The organism is Bifidobacterium sp. JNUCC 75, from assembly GCF_054819865.1.
The window spans coordinates 1,696,859-1,716,542 of record NZ_JBTHIF010000001.1; the positions used below are offsets into that span (position 1 = coordinate 1,696,859).

Sequence of the window (19,684 nt, forward strand, 5' to 3'; positions counted from 1 at the left end):
GGCTCACTGCTCTCCTGTGGGGACGGGGACCTTGGCCAGGGCTTCGGCCAGCGCCTGGTGTTCATCCATGTCCGACAGCTTGCTCTGGGCCGTCAGGATCAGTCGGTGGGCCAGGATGGGATCGACCAGTTGTTTGACATCGTCAGGGATCACGTAGTCGCGGCCCTCGGCACAGGCCCGGATTCTGGCGCAACGGACCAGGGCCAATCCGCCTCTGATGGATGAGCCGACCCGGATGGCGGGACTGTGCCGTGTGGCTTCGATGATGTGGATGACATACTCCATGATGGACGGATCACAGAAGACCTTGGAGGCACAGGCGGCCATGGCCCCCACCTGGGCGGCATCGACCACCGGTTCGACCAGGCCGGCCCGGTCGCGGATGTCGGCCTCTTCAAGGATGCGCATGCTGGCATCGTGCCCCGGTGCCCCTAGAGAGGTGCGGATTAGAAAGCGATCCATCTGCGCCTCGGGCAGGGCATAGGTGCCCAGCTGCTCGATGGGATTCTGGGTGGCTATAACCATGAATGGCAGGGGGAGACGGTAGGTGCGGCCATCTACAGTTACCCGGCCCTCCTCCATGACCTCCAGCAGGGCCGACTGGGTTTTGGGGGATGCTCTGTTGATTTCATCGGCCAGAACCAGGGATGCGAAGACTGGACCGGGCCGGAAGGAGAATCGTCCTTGGGACTGGTCATAGAAGGTCACGCCCAGCAGATCGGAGGGTAGCAGGTCGGGGGTGAACTGGATCCGCTTGCAGTCCACGGCGATGGAGGCAGCCAGAGCGCGTGACAGCTGGGTTTTGCCGGTGCCCGGATTGTCTTCCAGGAGCACATGGCCCCCTGCAATCAGGGCGGTAACACACAGGGTGATGGTTTCCTCCTTGCCCAGCACCGCCTGGCCGACGTTGTCGACGATTGAGCGGAAGAGGCTGGCGAAGGTAGATACATCCACGGCGGCCCGGCTGCTGCTTCCGGCCTGTTTTGATCGTCTCTGCTGCTTGGTCTCTGCTGCCTGATCCCCTGATTCGACGGCAGAGTACTGGTCCTGCCCGGTCTTTTCCTCATCCCCAGGTTCGTTAGTCCCGACTTCGTAAGTGGGGTCCGAGGTCCGCTCCAGCCGGGGGTGACGGGACTGATTGGTGAGGTTGACGATGTCAGGCGCAGTATCTGATGAGGACCGGGCGAACCGGTCATGGACCATCTGGCGGCCGCGGACGGTCACGTCTTCCACCATGGTGCTGTCCGATGGGACGGATTCCGCCCCGGACTCCTGGTTCGTTCCTTGCTTGGCAGCCACGGGGATGCGGCCGGGCAGGGTCTGGTCATCACTCGCCGCCGAAGCGGATTCTTTCTGGCTCAGACCTGCCATGAGGGCCTGGCGCTGTCGCTTCAGTACATCCAATCGGTCGGCAGGGGTCTGGCGGCCTTCGCTGTTCGTCTTATGCGCGGACTTGGGGTTGTTCCTTCTGGTCGCGTCATCCGGGATGGTGCCGTCCTGCTGGAGGGGTTCCTGCGCGTTTCGTTCATCCATGGTCGTTCATCCTTTTCTGCTGAGAGGACCCCTGACGAGCGAGAGTCTTATCGCGCGGTTTGTCGGCCTCTTTGGGCAGGGTCAAATTCTTGGTGGCGGCGGGCGAATGGCCTTCGGAACCTACCCCTTGGATGCGAGCGACCGCCCAGAAGTTCAGGGTGGTGCCCGGCTTGGCAGATTGCGCGGGCAGGGTGATGACTTCACTCACTTCCGGCTGATTGCAGGGCAGGGTCCAGGAGGCCTTGTCAGGGTCAAGGCCATCGATGCCCACCTGGATGTCTGCGCAAGGTCGACCGTGTTCGACCCCGGGGGCCAGGACCAGCTTGGCTCGACTGTTTCTCAGATACTCAATGGCTAGAAACGCGGGAGGGTCCGGATGCGACCAGGTAGAGCCCGAGGCTGAGACCTCGGGCCCTGAGCCGGTCATATCAATTGGGGTCACGCTCACTGTGCAGATGCCTCCTGCTTCGTCATGGCCTACGTCGAAGACCGCCTTGGTGGAGGTGGGCGCGCGCCATCGTGGCGAACCGCAGCCGGAACCTTCGCCGTGGACCATATATCCCTGGATGGGCGAGCCGTGATTCTCCGGCGGGCGCCAGGTGACGGTCAAGGTTTCCTTGCTGCCGCCATCCACGGTCAGTGCCTGCACGCCTCCGGGAAGCGCGTCAGGTCTGGCTGCGGCCGGCGAGGAGGCGGGGGACCATCCTACCTGGTTGTGGGCTTGGACGGTGAAGGAATAGTCATGACCGTTGGCCAGCCCGTCGATTCGGCAGGTGGCAGCAGTGCCGCAGGAGTGTTGCCCCGAGCCTGCCGATGAGGTGTAGGAGACCCGGTACTCGTCCACCGGGCTGCCGTTGGCTGCGCCTGGCTCCCAGGCCAGGAGAACTGTTCCGTCGCCTGCTTGAGCGGCGCCCGACAGCATTCTGGGGGCCTGCGGGCGGTCGATGATGCCCACGGTGATGGTGGCGCTGACCCGGCGTCCCGGATCCTGGCTGCCATCCTCTACCGTGGCCATAATGGTGTTGGTAGAGGCGCCGATGTCGCGATCGGCTTTGATGGTGATCTTTCCGTCGCCCAGGTTGGTGGCTGTCAGACGTGAGGTGTCATCGCTGACCAGACCGACCAGGCGCAGCGGAGTGTCGGGGAAGGGGTTGAGGGCACCGTCGAACAGGTTCAGCTCCAGGCTCTGTCCAGCCTTGAGCCCCACCTGGCGCGAGGGGACCGAAGCCAGAGGTCGGGTGGTGGCGATGATGCGGAAGGCCAGGACCGTATGCACATCGCCGGATCGACTGGTGATGGCCACCGGCAGGCTGGCCTTGGTGCCCGGTGTTGCGGTCTTGTCGGCGGCCACTTTCAGCTGGCCCCGAGGACTCAGCTTGGCATGAATCGGCCCCTGAGGGTCCCCAGAGGAGAAGGTGCTGTCGGCCGGATCGCTTCCCTGGGGCCAGCGGGTCATGGCGGGCAGGGAGATGGCCTGCGCCGGTTCCCCAGCCACCAGATCGATGACCGGTGCAGTAAGGATCGGCGGTGATGCTTTGCCGCCTACCACGGTGATGGGCAGGGTGAGCACCGACTCGTTGACGATGGCCCGGCCGCTTGGATCCCCGTCACGGACGGCAAAGGTCAGTGAGGCAGGACCGGCATAATCCTTGGCTGCGGTGAACCTCAGGGTGTGTTCGTCCACATAGGGATCGGATCCGTCGGACTTGGTGGCCGAGACAGACTGCCGCGAGGCGATCTGCGCGGTCTTGCCTGCACCCACTCTGACCTGGTCGGCGATGTCGATGGTGATGCTCTGCCCAGTCTGCACTTTGAGGGCTGGAGCCCGGGGTCTTAGCACCGGTGGGAACACCCCATAGGCGGGGACCTTCACAAAGGCCATAGAAGTGATCTTGTACCGGGTGTTTGTCACGGTGTAGGGCACGGCTCTGGCCTGGTCGGTCAGGTCGATGACCAACGTGGTAGAGCCGGCTTCGCCTACGATCCTGGCATGGGCACGGGCGCTGGGATGTATCCCAAGGTGCAGGTCATCGAGGGTGCCGGATGGATTGCTGATGGAGTCGGCCAGATTAACTTCCACGCTGCGCTTGTCCACCGTGTCCTCCGGAGCCACCTGGTAATCCTGCGCTATGGGCGGCTGTATAGGGGCTTGGGGATCCGAGACCACGGTCAGGGTGGCCTGGTCACTCAGTCCTGCTCGGTTGTGTGTCCGGTAGACCAGATAGGAGGTGCCTGGCTGCGAAGGGGCAGTCAGCTGGATCATGCCGTCCTCTACGCTGGCCCGGTCCAAGCCCTGGAGCTCCAGGTGGGGGTCCAGGCTCAGGGGATCGTCATCCCCGGCGATGTCGTTGAGCAGGACCGGCACATCGGCAACGGTTCCAGGCCGTAGCCTGACCCTGTCGTCCCGGGCGAAGACCCCGGCCACTGACGAGTCGGTGAAGACGCCGATGCGGACGCGCGCCTGGGCGCGCTGCCCAACCCAGTCTTCCACAGCGTAGGTGAACTCGTCGGTGCCGTGCGAATCAGGATAGGCCTCGTAAATCAGGTAGTCGGCTCCGGCTTTGACAATCCTGCCCAGCTTTGGCGCCTGGTTGCCCAAGCCTGACAAGGTGTCACAGTCTCCATCGGGGTCGATACCGGTCAGCGGGACGGGAATGCGTACCTTGGTCCCGGCAGCCACCTGGGCCCGTAGATCCTTGGGGGTGGGTGCGGGCTTGCTGGCGGGGTCGGGGGCATGGACCCTGAAGGTAATGGTGCCAGAGGCCGTATTGCCCAGATCGTCCCTGACCGTATAGGTTGCCGGGAAGTCCCCGGTGCGCTCGCTGGCCTGATACCTGACCGTATCCCCGGACACGAAGGCCAGGCCCGTAAAAGTCTGCTGATCCGTAGTCAGCTGCTGGTCCAAGGTGACGCTGGTCCCGTCAGCATGGGCGACCTTGTCCATGACTGAAACCGTGACCAGGCCCGATGAACGGACCCCAACCGTCAGATTCGGAGCCTTGGGTGCCGAGGCTGCCCTGCTCAAGGAAGGGGGCTGAAGGACGATGGTCCCCTTGGCGCTGCCTTCGGCGTTGGTGACCGTATAGGCAATACTCAGCGGACGTGTGGGGATTTTCCTGGCGGATAGGTAGACCCGTCGGTGGTCCACGATGCCGACCTTGATGCCGGAGTTCGGATCCACGCGTACATCCGTCAGGGCCAGCACGCCGCCCATGGGATCCAGATCATTGTCCAGCGGATCAACGATTGCGGTCTGGTCGGCCTCCAGCAGGGCCACGTCGTTGACGGGTACCGGCGGTGCGGATCGGCCATGATCGTGTTCCACCTCCAGCCTGACCAGACCTTGGGTCTCCTGGTCACCCTGGGTCACCCGGTAGGGCACATAATAGGTGCCCGGGTTAGCTGCGGTGGCGTTGAAGGAAAAGCTCTCAGCGTTGACCTCCACCCGGATTCCATCGGGCTTGTCGACCTGGACCAGGCGGAGGGGCTGAACGGCATTGGCATGTACACTCCTGCTGAGGTCAACGGTGACCTCTCGGCCGGGAGTGGCCTGGCGAATGACCGGATCGACCAGTGGGGCCAGGGTGTTGGCGGGCCTGACGGTGAAGTATATGAGTCCCTGACCGCTCATGACTCCGTCCGAGACAGTGACTTTGACCGCCACTCGTCCGGAGGTGGCCGACCCAGCACTCATGGTCAGCTGTCCGTCAGCCCTGGTGGACAAGGATATCCGATCGGAGTTGACCGATTCGGCGCCGACCAAGGTCAGCGGGTCCCCGTCTGGATCTTCGAAGCCGACCAGGGCGTTGACGGTGGTCGTGGCGCCCCGCTCCACCTCGTACTCAGGCGGGGTATCGTTCTGGACCGGCGCCTGGTTGCCTCGGTCCATCTTGGCCGGGGCGATGTTGAGGTCGATGCCAGCCGAGGAGACCTGGCCGCGTCCGTCGGTGATCGAGTAATTGATTCGGGTCCGGCCGGCAGGTGCGTCGCTGGCATCCACCTGCAGGTAGCGGCCGTTCATGACCGGAGTCAGACGCAGATTCCCCTGCGAGCTGCGGGCATCCTCGATTCGCAGAACCGAGCAGTCAGTCTGGCGATCGTTGCGCAAGGGATCCAGCAGAGTCCTGGATCCGGCCCGAATGCCCAGACTGTCGTCCTCGGCCTGGATGGGTTGGGATCCTGATCGACAGGTGGCTGCGAATCGCTGGCGGTTGTCGGCCGAGTCCTGACGCTGATCGTTGCTGTCCGTGTGTTTGACCTCCATGGTCTGCCACTGTGGCCGGATCACCTTGGTAGATGATTTGGGATTCCAGACATCGCCAGTCAGCACGTCGTTGAGGATGACCCTCCGGTGGTTGGCCCGGAAGACCAGGTCCGAGGTGGGGCTGATGGCCTCCAGGGTGCTGGGACTCGGCAGCGGTTGGACCTTGGGCGCGGCTGACCCTGTTGCGCATAGTCGCAGGAAATTACGCCCTGAAGAGGCCCAGGCCGTCCAAAGGCATCCACCCGAGGAGACCGGCTGGGCTGGTTGGCCGCTGCCGCCGGTACGTACGGTCTCGATCTGATTGCGTGGGTGATCCAGTTGAACCAGGTGGACGCTTTCCTGATCGGTCAGGCCTACCCAAGGTCCCTGGCGGTCCATATCCACTGGAGTGGACTGAAGCTGCAGGTCTCCCCGGTGCGGTATCCGGGTGGTTCCCTGGGGCCAGTAAAGCCGATTGCCCGCCAGAAGGACGGGTCTTCCGCCAATGACGCTGAATGCAGTGGCCCGGACGGGAGCGTGGTCCGTCAGGGAGTCCAGTTCACGGTGGGCCCGGGAGTCCGGTCCGTCGATCCTTAGCACAACCCCGTCCGAGGGCCGGTAGGCGTAAACAGCTCCGGAGGCATCCACGGTGACGGCGGCCCCAGAGCCCAGGGTCAGCACAGGGTCTCGGCGCTGCGGATCCAAATCCCCAGGCGAAGTGGCCTGACCCACCCAGACCTTGCCGGTCCGAGCCTGGAAGAGGACCAGTGTGGGCCCGTTGATCATCCGCTGGACCTTGGCATCCGACCGGGTAGTGTCCCCCAGGGTGGCGGTGGAGGCCGCTATGGGAGCCATGCCTCCCTCATGGCCTAGGATGACCGCGTATCCGCTCTGGGCTAGGTCGAAGTGGTCGGTGCCCGTCGACAGGGCCACGTCTGCTTCTCCTATGTCGGGCTTGAACCTGGCGACCTTGCGCTCGTTCTGGGAGGTGATCCAGATGCTGCCGTCGTCCACCTGAACGGCACGGCGGTCCACCCCATGCATGAACAAGGCGCCCAGGATGAGCAGGACCAGCGCCGTCAGTGTGACGGCCAGGATGGCGGCAGGGCTCTTGGCGCGGACGGCCAGAGCATGCCGCAGATGCAGCCCGGCCCGGCGCATCCGCAGGAATCGTCCCTGCAAGTCCATAATCCCCTGGGTTCCTTTCCTGTCCTGCCGCATAGGCCAGGATGCCTGACCTATGTTTTTGCCCTTTAACTTGTCCCGGACCGCCGTCATTGCTTTCTCTGACGACTGATTTTAACCGGTTTGCAGGGTCTTGGCGCTCTGTGAAAGTCGGGGTGGTCAAGTGTGCAAATTCATCCACAGCGGGTTCACTGAACAGCGCAGATGATGGTCGGTTCCTGGGACATGCTCCGATCGGCTCGAACCAGGGCGACGCTGATGCAGGTCTGGCTTCCCTGTGGGTTGTCGATGCGGGCGGTCGGCTGTCGGGTTTGCACGCTGCGTCCACGCTCTCCGGTGCCATCCTGGTTCAGGGGATGCCAAACATAGCTGTCTGCCGGTTTGGGGTCGGGATTGGTCCAAGTGAACACGGCCGTTGTGCCCTGATAGCGGCCCTGACCCTGGGTGGGCGAGGGGACCGGTCCCTCCTGCAGATTCTGGGGGTCGCTCAAATCCGTCGGGTCCGGGGACTGTACCTGTGGGGATTGTGTCTGGGAGGAACCTGTAGTTTGCTGTGAATCTCGTCTGAAACCGTTCGGCAGGCCGACAACCAGGGCGCAGGCCAGGACTAAAGCTAGGACGGCAGCGAGAATCAGTGTCATCAGGATTACACGGCGGCGGCCGCCGAAAAACCGCTTGGCCTGGCTGCCTTCATGGTTAGCGGACGCCTCCCTGCCTGGGCGCAGACGCGGTTGGGAACCAGCCTCTGCCTCGGTCCAAGAGTGGCCGGAGTCCCCGGTTTCTCTTCGGCCTGCAATGGCTCCGGTCTGGGCGTGCGAGCGTGTATCCGTCGTGGGGTAGGGGTCGATTCCCTCGCCGATGAAGGGTGTCGCATGGCCGTAGAGCTGCTGCTGGACCTCCTGAAGGGCGCGACCGAATTCCAGTGCTGAGTAGTAGCGATCGTCCCGGTCATGGGCCATGGCCTTCTCCAGGACGGTGGCCAGCATCGGGGAGGCCTCGCCCATATGCAGAACCGGGGTTTCCGCTGTAAGGATCAGCTGCGTCAGGTGATTCTCATCCCGGGCCCGGTAGGCGTACTCGTAGGGGGAGCGGCCGGCCAGCATGCCGAAGAGCGAGGCACCCAGGGAGTAGATGTCGCTGGCCTCGGATCCTCCCGAGCGGCTTGCCAGAACCTCTGGGGCCGCCCAAGGTACGGAAAGTCCGCCGGCCCGTTCGCTTCCATAGATGCCTGAGGAGATGCCGAAGTCGGCCAGGACGGGCAGGCCCTGGTCGGTGATCAGGAAGTTGCTGGGTTTGACGTCCCGGTGCAGGATTCCCCGTTCATGAGCGCAGTAGAGGGCCGAGGCCATGCGCACTCCCAGGTCCAGCACGCCTTCCTGATCCATGCCCCCCTTGAGCATGATGGTCTTGCAGCTGCCGCCCGGAGCGTATTCGAGCACCAGGCAATCCCGTCCGTCATCGCTGATCAAGGCCTGGTGGATGCTCAGTATGCAGGGGTGGGTGGAGAGCTTGGCCAGGGCCTTGGCCTCCCGCAGAAAGAGCAGATGGGTCTGCTGGTCCACGCTGCCTTGGAGGGCTACCTTGACTGCCACAGGTCGGTTGAGCCCCTCCTGCTCATACAGGTAGACGGCAGCGGTGCCTCCAAGATCCAGGGGGCGAAGGGGCCGCAATCCGGGCAGCGCCGGAGCCTGGTCCATGGCTGGAACCGCACCCGGGCGCTGGGTCTGGGAACCATTCTGCTGCAAGGGCCATCACCTCCTAGGACTGCTATCCACGATAACAGCACGCCGTTCCTGATCAGGCTTCCTTTGAGCCTCCTGCAGGCGGTCCCGGACCAGCGGGTTCCAGGGCCTGCAGATGGACCATGCCGGACCCTATTCTTGTAGCTATGAGCAAGCAGCCACCGGTGGATCCGCAAGAAGCCATGGAACCGGTCCGCGCCCTTATCGGCGATCGGCTCCAGAACGAAGAGGATCGGTCCACCCGGGCCCTGGTGGTGGCTGGTCCTCCCCGCAGCGGCAAGACCAGGTTGGCTACTCGTGCCCTCCTGACAGGCATGGAACGCTTCGGCGACGGCGCCAGCATGGCTGTATCAGGTCGTACCGCGGCCGACCAGGTCAGCCGCCAGGTCATTCTGGAGCGGGGCAGGTCCGACCGCACCCGACCTGTGGGCACACTGCAGGCCCTGGCTTTTCGTCTGCTGACGAGGTCTCGGCTGGCCCGAGGGGGTCACGATCCACTCTTGCCCAGACTGCTCAACGGCGCTGAAGAGGATGCCCTGCTCAGGCAGGTCATGACCGTCCATCTGGAGCATGTCCAGGCCGGTGACGACTGCGCGGTCTGCCGACTTCTGGAGCGCTACTTTCGCAACGGGGCGGGCTGGTCCTCCGTCCTGGTCGGCGACGGACAGGGACGAGTCGTAGGGGTCGCCGACAGGTTCATCGCCCAGCTGCGGGACATGTTCGCCCGCATGACGGAATTGGGCCTTGACAAAGGGGACCGGGACCAGCTTCTGGATTCTCTGGCCATCCAGCCCATGGACCCTGATCGCCGCGACCGGCTGGGCCTGCAGTGGCGGCTGGCCTTCGCCCTGGAAGATGAATACCGCCAGAGCATTGCCGAGAGCTATCCGGACGAGTTCCGTCTGGACCCCTCCATGCTTATGGTCGAAGCCTCTCGCAGCCTGGATGGGCTGGCTGATGACGATCTGCCTGACCTGCTGGTCGTGGACGACTGGCAGGACATCACCCTGGCCGGGATGGGCCTGCTGCAGGGATTGAGTCAGGCCGGCTGCCGACTTCTTCTGGTGGGCAATCCCGACCAGTCGGTCCAGTCCTTCCGCGGCTCCTATCCGGAATTTCTGGCCACTCGCCTGACCGCCCTGTCCAAGCCCATGCCAGGCGCCGCTGCCCCCCTTCTGGCTCAGGACTTCGCCTGCCTGGATGCCGCCGAAGTGACCCTGAAACCCCGAAGGATGGTGGTTCCTGAAGCGGCCGCAGAACATACCGAAAGCGTCCAAGGTTCCGATTCGGCAGCTCCAGGTTCCTACGCCGATCTGGTGGCTGCCAGGGTCAGCCTGGGCATCGCTGGGGTTGAGGAGAGCGACACCCCCCTGCCTGACAGACCGGGCAAGCTGCCCGCCTGGCCCGGCGCCGGACCGGTGGCACCCCTGACTGCCGACAACAGTCTTATCAGTGACGGCAGCGTGCAGACCAGGCTCTTCCATACCCCCGACCAGGAGGACGACGATCTGGTCTGGCAGATTAAGCATGAGTTCCTGGCCAACAAGCGTGACTGGAATGACATGGCCGTCATCGCTCACGACAACACAACCCTGCGCACCCTGGGCCGCAAGCTGCGCGTCCAAGGTGTGCCGGTGCGCTTCTCCTCAGTGACCCGTCCGCTCAGCCAGGAGCCTGCCATCCAGGGTCTCTTTGCCCTGGTCGAGCTGGCCCAGTCGGTACTGGCCCCTGACACCATCGGCAGCGCCCCGGACGATCCTGCTCAGGTGGCCGCCTGGATCCGTTCGCGCCTGCGCACCCTGATGGCCGGACCGCTCTTCCGTGTTCCTGCTACTGCCGCTCGTGCAGAGCGTCCCGTCAGGATGGAGCGCCTGGAGTCCATCATGGAGACCATGGCCGCCCTGGCCCCCTTGTCCGGTCAGCAGGGGAGCGGGGCGGACTCATCGGGCTCCTTGGACGACCTGCCTCTCCTGGGACAGGCCTGGCGGAATTGGGTCGAGGACCTGGCCCAGCGGCGTGCTGAGCGGGACCGTTCATCCGGTATCAGCGTCGACGATTCCCTGCTGACCAGGCATGATTCCTCCCAGGAAAGGGGCGGGTCAGATCTCTTTTCGACTGCTTCGGCCCGCGACCAGCCAGTGGATCTGGGCGACCGGGATGCCCAACGGCCAGCCATTTTGTCTGTTCAGGCCCTGGAGACCCTGCTGGTTCTGGATCCGGATGGCCGATCCTCGGGAATCATCCTGGAGGCCATGACCGCCATCGCCGGAGGTCGCCGGGAGGATCCTGACGTTCAAGTTCTGGACAAGGCCCTGCAGGTTCTGCGACTGACCGCCAACCGCATCAGCGCCCTGGAGGACCGTCAGCCCCAATATGTGCTCTGGGAGGCCTGGCGGAGCCTGGACCTGGCCGATGACTGGCAGCGGAGGGCCCTGATGGCCACCCAGGAGGGGGAGGAGGCCAACGACCGTCTGGACGCGCTCATGCGGCTCTTCCAGTACGCTGCTGGCTCCCGTCGTTTCCCTACGGTCGAGGCCTTCATGGACCAGGTGCGTACCATGCAAATCGAGGCCGACTCCTTGGCGCGGATCGGGCCCATTGAGCATGCCGTCACTCTGACCACGCCCGCCGGCGCTGCCGCCTTGGCCACTGACTGGCCCTTGGTCTGGCTGCCCGCCGTTCAGGACGGGGTCTGGCCCAACCTGATTCCCCGCGACACCATGTTCGGGGCCGAAGAGCTGGCCGACCTGGTTCTGCATGACCGCATCGGCGACCCCTTGGCAGACACGCTCAGCCACGATCCGGCCTTGCGCTCCATCCTCTACGCCGAGAAGAAGGGTTTTCTGGAGGCGCTGACCCGGGCCCGGACCCAGGTGTGCATCAGCGCGGTCTGGAACGATGACCTGGTTCCATCGGACTTCCTTTACGGCTATCTGCCCGAACGCTATCCACGCACCGCCGATATGAGCCAGGCGGAGTTCAGCATGGTCGGCGCTGGCTCAGGCGGCAGTGAGCGCTACGGAGGGCTGGAGGTGTCTCCCAGGGGCCTGACTGCGGCCGCCCGGTCCATCCTGGCTGTCCAGGCGTTGCTTCCGCAGGACCAGGTCGACCGTGACCGAGTGGACGATGCCGTGCAGACCCTGCGGTTGCTGGCCGACCAGGGCCAGGATTCGGCCGATCCCAGGCATTGGCCCTTCCTCTATGACCAGTCGGCATTGAATCAGCATGTTCCAGACGGACAGTCCACGGTTGGGCCGGCTTCAGACCGGCATGCCCCAGACGAGCAATCTACGGTTGGACAAGCTCTGGATGAGCATGTCCCGGATAGAGGGATTTCGGTTGAGCAGGCCGCTGAGTCAAGGGCCGTGACAGCAGCCTCAGGTGTTGCATCGGTTGTTGAATGGGATCCTGCTTCCCGGTCCTCGTCTGCTTCTTTCAATCAAGCTACACAGGCGGGCCGAACCCACGACCGTGACAACCGCCGTGACCATCGCCATAAGCACCAGTCCGGCCGCCAGGTGGTTCTCCTTTCGCCCTCGGCGGTCGATGCCATCTGGAACTGCCCCCTGGAGTGGGCTTTGGGAGACCAGTTCTCCGGCCCATCCCCTTCCAGGGTGCCCACCGAGTTCGGTTCCCTGATCCACAAGGTGGCCAGCGAGGGCACAGCCCATGGTCTGGATCGTCCCGGCCAGGGTGATTCGGACGCTCGCCAGCAGCAGGTGCGGGATGCGCTTCTGGATATCTACCAGGAGCTGGCTCCTCGGGAACAGCGCCTGCGGGACCCCGACGAACTCTATGATCAACGCGGCCGCAGCAGCCGGGTGGAGTCCATCCTGGACAACCTGGCCTCTTATTTCGTTCGCTCCTCGGATTCCGAATACGGCCTGGGAGGCAAGAGCCCGGTTCCGGTCGGCGACCTGCTGGGTGTACAGAGCGAGCGTTCCTTCGATGTCAGCCTGTCCGTGGAGGATTTGGTTCCTCTTTGGAAGGCCACCTTCCCTGAAAGTCCTCTGGATGCCGACGGGCTCTTTGCCTTGATGTCCGGCCTGGTCGACGGCTTCCCCGCAGCCCTGGATGCCAGGACGATGGTCAGACTGACCGGCCGCATCGACCGTCTGGAGGTCAGGTCCCTGCCCGAGGGCATCCGTCTGCGGCTGGTGGACTACAAGACCGGTAGGGTCCCCTATACCCAGGGGCAGCTCTTCAACGACCTGCAGTTGGTTTGCTATCAACTGGGACTGGCCTTCCCGCCCACGCCCGGCAGCAGTCCGGAGGTGGGTGCGGCCTGGAGCCTGCCGCAGGCCCCCGACCTGGAGAGGACCGAGGGGATGAGGCTGAGCCAGTCCCTGCTCCTGCAGCTGCAGTCCCCACCCAAGGATGCCCAAACGGGGCTGCGCAGGGAGGAGATGGCCTACCAGCCGCCACTGTTCGAGCGGGACAGGCTGGCCACTATCGCTCAGCCCAGAACCGGCATGCCCTCCCCACTCAAGTCCAAGGCCGAGCCCGCGGACCTGCCTGATCAGGTTCCGCCCGGGGTGGATGCGGACCTGTGGGCCATGGTCCGAGCAGCCCGGGTCTCCTCCCAGGCCGTATGGGGGCTGACCATGATAGCCAGGGTCTTCTTTGCTGCCGGGGTCAAGCTGATGGCAGGCCGGGATGACGCGGTCTTCGACCCTGCCCGTTGCCATCGGGCCAGCAATGGCCAGGAATGTCAGGCATGGCAACTGGTGGCGCCCAATCTACTGGAGGATCAGGAATGAAGCAGACTGCCGAACAGTCCGCCATCGTCGATGCGGATGTCAACGAGGATCTTCTGGTGGTGGCAGGCGCTGGCTCGGGCAAGACCATGACCATGACCAGCCGAATCATCGCCCTGATCCGTCGGGGAGTGCCCTCAGAGCAGATTCTGGGGTTGACCTTCACCCGCAAGGCCGCCTCCGAGCTCCAGTCCAGGGTCGGGGCGGCGGTCATCCGACGCGACCAAGGCAGAGGTGCCTCGGCCGTGGACCCCGAGCGCAACTTCCTCAAGCCGACTGTGTCTACCTATGACGCCTTCTTCCAGTCTATCGTGCGCCAGTACGGCCTGCTGGTGGGCATGGACCAGGACACTCGTCCCCTGAGTTCGGCCGGGGCCTACCAGCTGGCCTCTCAGGTGGTCGCCGACCATCTGGATCTGATCTTTCCTGCCGGTTCATCGGCGCAGGATGGCGACTCCGACGACCTGGGCTCGGCGACCTTCTCGACCACCGTCAACCGGGTCCTGGGGCTGACCGGGGCGGTGACCACCTCAATGATCAGCAGCGACTGCCCGGATTTCGACCAGGCTGTGGAGCGGATCCGCGCCTGGGACCGTGCTTTTGTGGATCGTGCAGACCAGTTGATCGGCGACCAGCCTGTGCCGGATGACGAGCCCAGAGTCAGCCAGACGCCGCCCAAGCGAACCAAAAAGGAGACCGACGAGCACTATCAGGGCAAAATCAAGGACTTCCAAGATAAGCGGCAGAGCATTCGCCTCTATCGGGTAAATGCCATGCGACGGGCGGTTCTGACACGCGAGAAGCTGCTGACCCTGGTCCAGGATTACCAGAGGGCCAAGCGCCAGGCCAACATGGCCGAGTTCGGCGACTTCACCCTGGCCGCCTTTCAGTTGGTCAACCGTTTCCCCTCCATCAGTGCCCAGCTGCGACGCCGCTACAGTCACGTTTTTCTGGACGAATACCAGGACACCTCCACCACCCAGGCCCTGCTTCTGGCGGCCATCTTCCATCCGCAGCGCCTTAAGGAGGATCAGGGGAGGAAGGATCAGGCACCCGGCAGGTCGGCTGTGACTGCCGTGGGCGACCCCTTCCAGTCCATCTATGCTTGGCGCGGAGCCAGTCCTGGGGCCTTCCGCACCTTCCAGGCCCAGTTCGGCATGTTGGCCGACCGACCCGCCTCCGGCAGCGGTCCCCTCTCTGGTGTGACCGCCTTTGGGCGCTCGCAGGACCAGGATCCGCTGACCCTGTCGCGTACCTTCCGCAACTCCAGCTGGGTACTCAAGGCCGCCAACCAGCTGACCGTCCCCCTGCGCCATCGGGGCCAGGAGAGCCGGTCGGAAGCGGAACTGCGCGAGGTGGACGTGGCCAGGCTCCGTCCCCGTGAGGACGCCGACCAAGGCACCGTGGGCCTCTTGGGCTACAGTACCGGCGGCCAGGAGATCGATGGCGTGGTCAGGTTCGTCCTCAGAGCACGCGATCTCTATGGCAATCAGGGTGATACGCCGCACGTGGCCGTTCTCTTCCGCTCCAAGGCTGCCCTGCCCAGGTACCGCGAGGCCATGGAGGCTGCAGGGCTGAGCTGCCAGGTCGTCGGCTACTCCTCCCTCTTTGACCGGCCCGAGGTCATGGACCTTAGAGCCCTGCTCTCTCTAGTCTGCGACCACACCGACAGCGATTCCCTGATGCGTCTGCTGGCCTCGGCCCGGTTCGGCATGGACGCGGCCGACCTGAGCGCTCTGGCTTCTCTGGCCGCCAAGGTCAACGAGGACAGCCAGTACCGGGCTCTTGTCCGGGCCGGTCTGGTCGAGTCCGACCCCGATCCGCGCCGCCGTCGCGAGGATTTGCATCGTTACCGTGACCAGGTCCCCAATGATGTCTTCCTGGTGGATCTGCTTCTGCGCGACGACCTGCCAGACCTCTTGAAGAGCTCAGGGCTCTCCGCCAAGGGGCAGGTCCAGGCCGCTGAGGCTGCCCGGGTCATATGCCAGGTCCAGGCCGAGTCCTCGGCCCCCCTGCGCCAGGTAGTCATCGCTGCCATCCGTGCCCTGGATCTGGACGTGGACCTGGTGCTGGCCCGTACCCTGGCCAATCCAGAACGTCCTCTGGAGCCAAGCCAGGCCAAGGCGGGCATTCAAGCCCTGCTGGATCAGGTGGATGTCTACCTGTCCGAGCTGCCCCAGGGCCTAGGGCCCAGCCTGCGTGGGTTCGTCTCTTGGTTGTCCTCACTGGATCAGAGTCCCGAAATGCCCACTGACGGGGATGCACGACAGGCCGACGTGGCCCTGATGACCGTCCATCAGGCCAAGGGTCTGGAGTGGGATGCCGTGGCGGTGGTCGGGCTCAAGCGCGGAGCCTTCCCCAGCAGCCAGGGCGACCGGCTCACGGTCAAGCCCGCCTTGGACCAGCCGGTGGTCCAATCCCCGGACGGCCCGGTCTACCAGTACAACTGCACGGCCCGTACCTGGCTGGTCGATCCCCAGTCTGTGCCGGTGCCGGTGCGGGCTGATGCCATGATCCTGCCCCGTTTTCCACACGACGCCCCCCTGGGAGCTGACCCTGAGGATCTGCTGGGTCGGATGGACCTGACGGGCTTGGAGGAGGAGGCCATGGGCCTGTCTCGTGAGAGCGGGCTGGACGATCAGGCCCGCCCGGTGCGTGCCGATGCCATTGCCCCCTCTCAGCGAGAACAATATGGCCGACGGCTGCTGGATGACGAGCGGCGGCTGATCTACGTGGCGGCGACCAGGGCCCGGCATGACCTGCTGCTGACCTTCAGCCAGGATTCCCAGGCGGAGTCTGCGGCCCTGAACACGCCGGCACCGGACCCGGACAAGGCTTCCAACTTCTGGACCGAACTGGTGGAGCTCTTCCAGGAAGAGCCCGATGCGGTCAAGCTGGAGCACGCAGAGGATGCACATGAGGGCGAGCCAACGCCGCCCTTGGGGCTCTTTGTCGGTGAGAACGCCCAGTCCTACCGCCAGGCTGTCGTCGACCGTGCCCTGGAAGAGGTGGGCCAGGTCGCCGCCCGAGACGGTGAGCGTGAGCAGGCGCTTTGGCCTCCTGTTCTGAGTGCGCGGACCCGTGAAGCCTTGGATCGCTCGGCCGCCTGGGTGCGCGCCGGGGAACCAGACGACCACAAAATCCCTGATGAGGGCGATGACGGGCTCTACGCCAATGCGGTCCGCGTCCTGCAGGTCAGCACGGGTCGCCTAGGGGTGGCTGACGACCAGTTGCTCACGGATCTGGATCTGCTGCGGCGCACCGGCCGCCGGATCCTGGGACATGGGGCTAGCAGCGTCACCGCCATCCAGGCCAGCTCGGCAGGGGGCGATCCCAAGATGGAGAGGGATTACTGGCAGGGGCTGGTCAGACCCATACCTCAGGTGGCCTCCCCGCAGGCCGAGGCGGGCACCCGCTTCCATGATTGGGCCAGGCGTTTCATCCTGCCCGAGATTTCCGCCCCTCAAGGACTGGTGGACCTGCCTGATCAGGCGGAAGCACCGAACCTGCTCGATGGTCCGCTGGGCCCCGGGGCCATGGCTGAGCGAGCCCGGATGCTGGCCGGGCTTGACCAGGAGCGGGAGTCCCTGGATCCCAAGGCCGATCTCGTACAGGCCCGTCTGCTGACCTGGGAGCGGAGGTTAGCTGAGTCTGACTGGGCCCAGCGCACTCCTGTCTGGGTGGAACGGCCCATCGTGGCGGTGCTGGCTGGCTCTATCGTCAAGGGCAAGCTGGATGCGGTCTTCGCTGGTGGTCTGGACCCTGAGCGCAAGGATATGCACTACACCATCGTGGACTGGAAGACCGGAGTCCGACCGCATGGAGAGGAGTCGACCAACCGCCGTCTGGTCCAGCTGGACTTCTACCGGCTGCTCCTGTCACGCTTGGAAGGTATCGGCCTGTCGACCATCGACGCCTGCCTTTATTATGTAAGCGAAGACCAGCCCCAGGACCGACTCATCAGGGCCCGTGCCAGGACCGAAGAAGAAATTCTCGCAACCCTGGCCGAGGGCATACCCGAGCAGTCGGACGAGGACTGAGTCTGCGGCAGACCCCGCCAGACAAGGGCGATGGGTGCCGCGCATCAGCAATCATGAACAGCAGGCGATCGGCAGACGGCCAAAGACCCTCGTGGGGCCGGGCACGCCCGAATGGAGCAATGAGACAGATGACAACGTCCAGTAATCACGACCAGGCCTCCTGGCGGAGGGGGAGCGTGGCAATAAGACCCATGGTCTGGGCGGACATGCCCGACCTGGTGGGGACCTTTGATGCCACCTGGAAGGTGCAGGAGGATCCCGAGGGAACTGTGTCCCGGCTGAGCGCCGCGCATTTCATCCTGCATTATCTAGTAGATGCCACCAGGGCTCGGATAGCTGTCGATGGGCAGGACTTTCTGGGTGTAACTCTGTTGGCCGAGGGACGTGGCGAACCTTGCTTCCCTCAGGCTGAAGAGGAGCTGGAGCGAGTGGACCAGCAGCTGTCTGCCACGCCGCTGGGCGCTCGGACCCTGGACCGGGCCCGCCAGTGGCAGCTGACCGAGGTCAAGCTGGAGGAGCAGTGCGGTCTGGCCGTCCCGCCCCAGGCTGAACTGAGGCTCTTCCTGGTCTCCAGCCGTGCTCGGGGACGCGGCGTGGGTGGCGCCCTATGGCGGGACACCTTGGTGCATCTGGACCAGGCGGGCATCGAGCGCTTCTACCTGCATACGGACTCCTCCTGCGACGTGGGCTTCTACGATCATCAGGGCATGGAGCGGCTGGCCGAGCTCAAGGGGCGGGACCATGCGGCCTTCGCCGGGCGCGACCCCTCGGACGATCCGCAGTTCTTTGAGGGTATTGACGACATCTTCATCTACGGAGGCCGTGTGAGCGACCAGCTGGGCAAGGATGGTGATCATGGCGGCCGCTAAATCACCCTTCCTGCGCCTGTTCACCTACCCGGGCGCCGCCGGTTTCTGCCTGTCGGCCGTTCTGGCCCGTCTGCCCCTGGGCATGATGGGTCTGGGCATCGTGCTGGCCTTGAACCACATCTATGACAACTGGACTTCGGCCGGGCTGATGAGTGCCGTCTACACGCTCTGCGCGGCCCTGGTTACCCCCTTCTACGCCCGTCTGTTCGATAGGTTCGGTCAGCGTCGGGTCGGGGTGACCGCCCTGATCGTGCAGGCTCTGGCCATTCTGGGTTTCGCCGTGGGTGCCATGCGCCGGGTTCCCCTGGGAGTGCTCTTTGTGCTGGCGGCTCTGATGGGCTTGACCCAGTTCGCCTTCGGAGCCCTGGTGCGCACCCGCTGGGCCTGGGTGTTGCGCGACGACAAGACCAATTTGCTCAACACCGCCTACGCCCTGGAGTCGGGGCTGGACGAGTGCGTCTTCATCCTGGGACCCATCCTCTCCGCCTACCTGGCCACCTCGGTCAGCCCGGTCTCCCAGCTCTACCTGCCTGCCCTGGCCCTGCTGGCCGGCGGACTGACCTTCTTCGCCATGCGTTCCACCGAGCCTCCGGCCGTCGTTCGCATGGAGGCGGTCAACCAGTCGGCAGCGGATCATTCTCCGGTGGATGCCCATGGGGACGTCCTGCCAAGCGATGCTGAAGGCCACCAGGGCTCTCGCTCGGCTCTGGTCTACCCGGGCATCCTCCTGCTGGTGGTGATCTTCGTCGTCTTCAACATGAGCTTTTCCGCGGTGGACGTCTCGGTGACCGCCCTGACCAAGTCCATGGGCCGCGAGGGGGCGGTGGGCCTGCAGCTGGCCCTGTTCGCCCTGGGCTCCCTGTGCGGGGCGCTGATCTTCGGCTCGGTCAGGCTCAAGGGATCCCGCTGGCGCTATCTGACGACCTTCCTGGTGCTGCTGACCCTGGGCTATGTGGTCTTCCGCCTGGTCATGGACAACCTGGTCCTGCTGGGTCTGGCCGAGGTGCTGACTGGCTTGTGTGTTTCGCCCATCTTTGCTACCGGCAACTTGATTGTGCGCGAGAACGTGGATGCTCGGGCCCTCACCGAGGGGCTCTCCTGGCTGTCCACCGGCGGATCCATCGGCACCTCTCTGGGATCCACCCTGGCCGGAGTCGCCCTGGATCAGTTCGGACCCCACGGCGGCATGACCATTCCGGCGGTGGTCACTTGCTGCGCTGTCCCCCTGGCACTGCTGGGCTGGGCCAGGAGCCGCGGGAGGGGTATGGTCGTGGAAAAGACCGAAAATGCTGAGTGAAATGAACAGTGAAGAAGG

General features: G+C 64.5%; 7 protein-coding genes. 4 read left to right on the forward strand and 3 right to left on the reverse strand.

Features of this window, described 5'->3' with window-relative positions:
* Positions 1-3: 3 nt before the first annotated feature.
* From ACVWNW_RS06870 to ACVWNW_RS06880, 3 genes are all read right to left on the reverse strand, one after another.
* On the reverse strand, positions 4-1,533 hold the full coding sequence (locus ACVWNW_RS06870; RefSeq protein WP_454481876.1) for an AAA family ATPase: 1,530 nt from the start codon (positions 1,531-1,533) through the stop codon (positions 4-6).
* Complete coding sequence (locus ACVWNW_RS06875) at positions 1,526-6,964, reverse strand: Ig-like domain-containing protein (RefSeq protein ID WP_454481878.1); 5,439 nt, start codon at positions 6,962-6,964, stop codon at positions 1,526-1,528. The genes ACVWNW_RS06870 and ACVWNW_RS06875 overlap by 8 nt, the downstream gene beginning before the upstream one ends.
* 185 nt (positions 6,965-7,149) lie before the next feature.
* Positions 7,150-8,706 carry a serine/threonine-protein kinase gene (locus tag ACVWNW_RS06880; RefSeq protein WP_454481880.1) on the reverse strand — a complete coding sequence of 519 codons (1,557 nt, stop codon included), beginning with the start codon at positions 8,704-8,706 and terminating at the stop codon, positions 7,150-7,152.
* 119 nt (positions 8,707-8,825) lie between these two features.
* On the opposite strand from ACVWNW_RS06880, the gene ACVWNW_RS06885 reads away from it, so the two are divergent.
* The 4 genes from ACVWNW_RS06885 to ACVWNW_RS06900 all read left to right on the forward strand — a co-directional run bounded on the left by ACVWNW_RS06885 (position 8,826) and on the right by ACVWNW_RS06900 (position 19,666).
* Positions 8,826-13,463, forward strand: a complete 4,638-nt coding sequence (locus ACVWNW_RS06885) for a PD-(D/E)XK nuclease family protein (RefSeq protein WP_461196347.1) — start codon at positions 8,826-8,828, stop codon at positions 13,461-13,463.
* Entirely contained in the window at positions 13,460-17,500 is a 4,041-nt protein-coding gene (locus ACVWNW_RS06890) for a UvrD-helicase domain-containing protein (RefSeq protein WP_454481884.1), read from the forward strand. Before ACVWNW_RS06885 ends, ACVWNW_RS06890 begins: the two co-directional genes overlap by 4 nt.
* A 119-nt stretch (positions 17,501-17,619) precedes the next feature.
* Positions 17,620-18,369, forward strand: coding sequence for a GNAT family N-acetyltransferase (locus tag ACVWNW_RS06895; protein ID WP_461196348.1), 750 nt, complete (start codon positions 17,620-17,622; stop codon positions 18,367-18,369).
* Positions 18,356-19,666: an MFS transporter gene (locus ACVWNW_RS06900; RefSeq protein ID WP_454481888.1), complete on the forward strand. Its 1,311-nt coding sequence runs from the start codon at positions 18,356-18,358 to the stop codon at positions 19,664-19,666. Before ACVWNW_RS06895 ends, ACVWNW_RS06900 begins: the two co-directional genes overlap by 14 nt.
* Positions 19,667-19,684 lie beyond the last annotated feature (18 nt).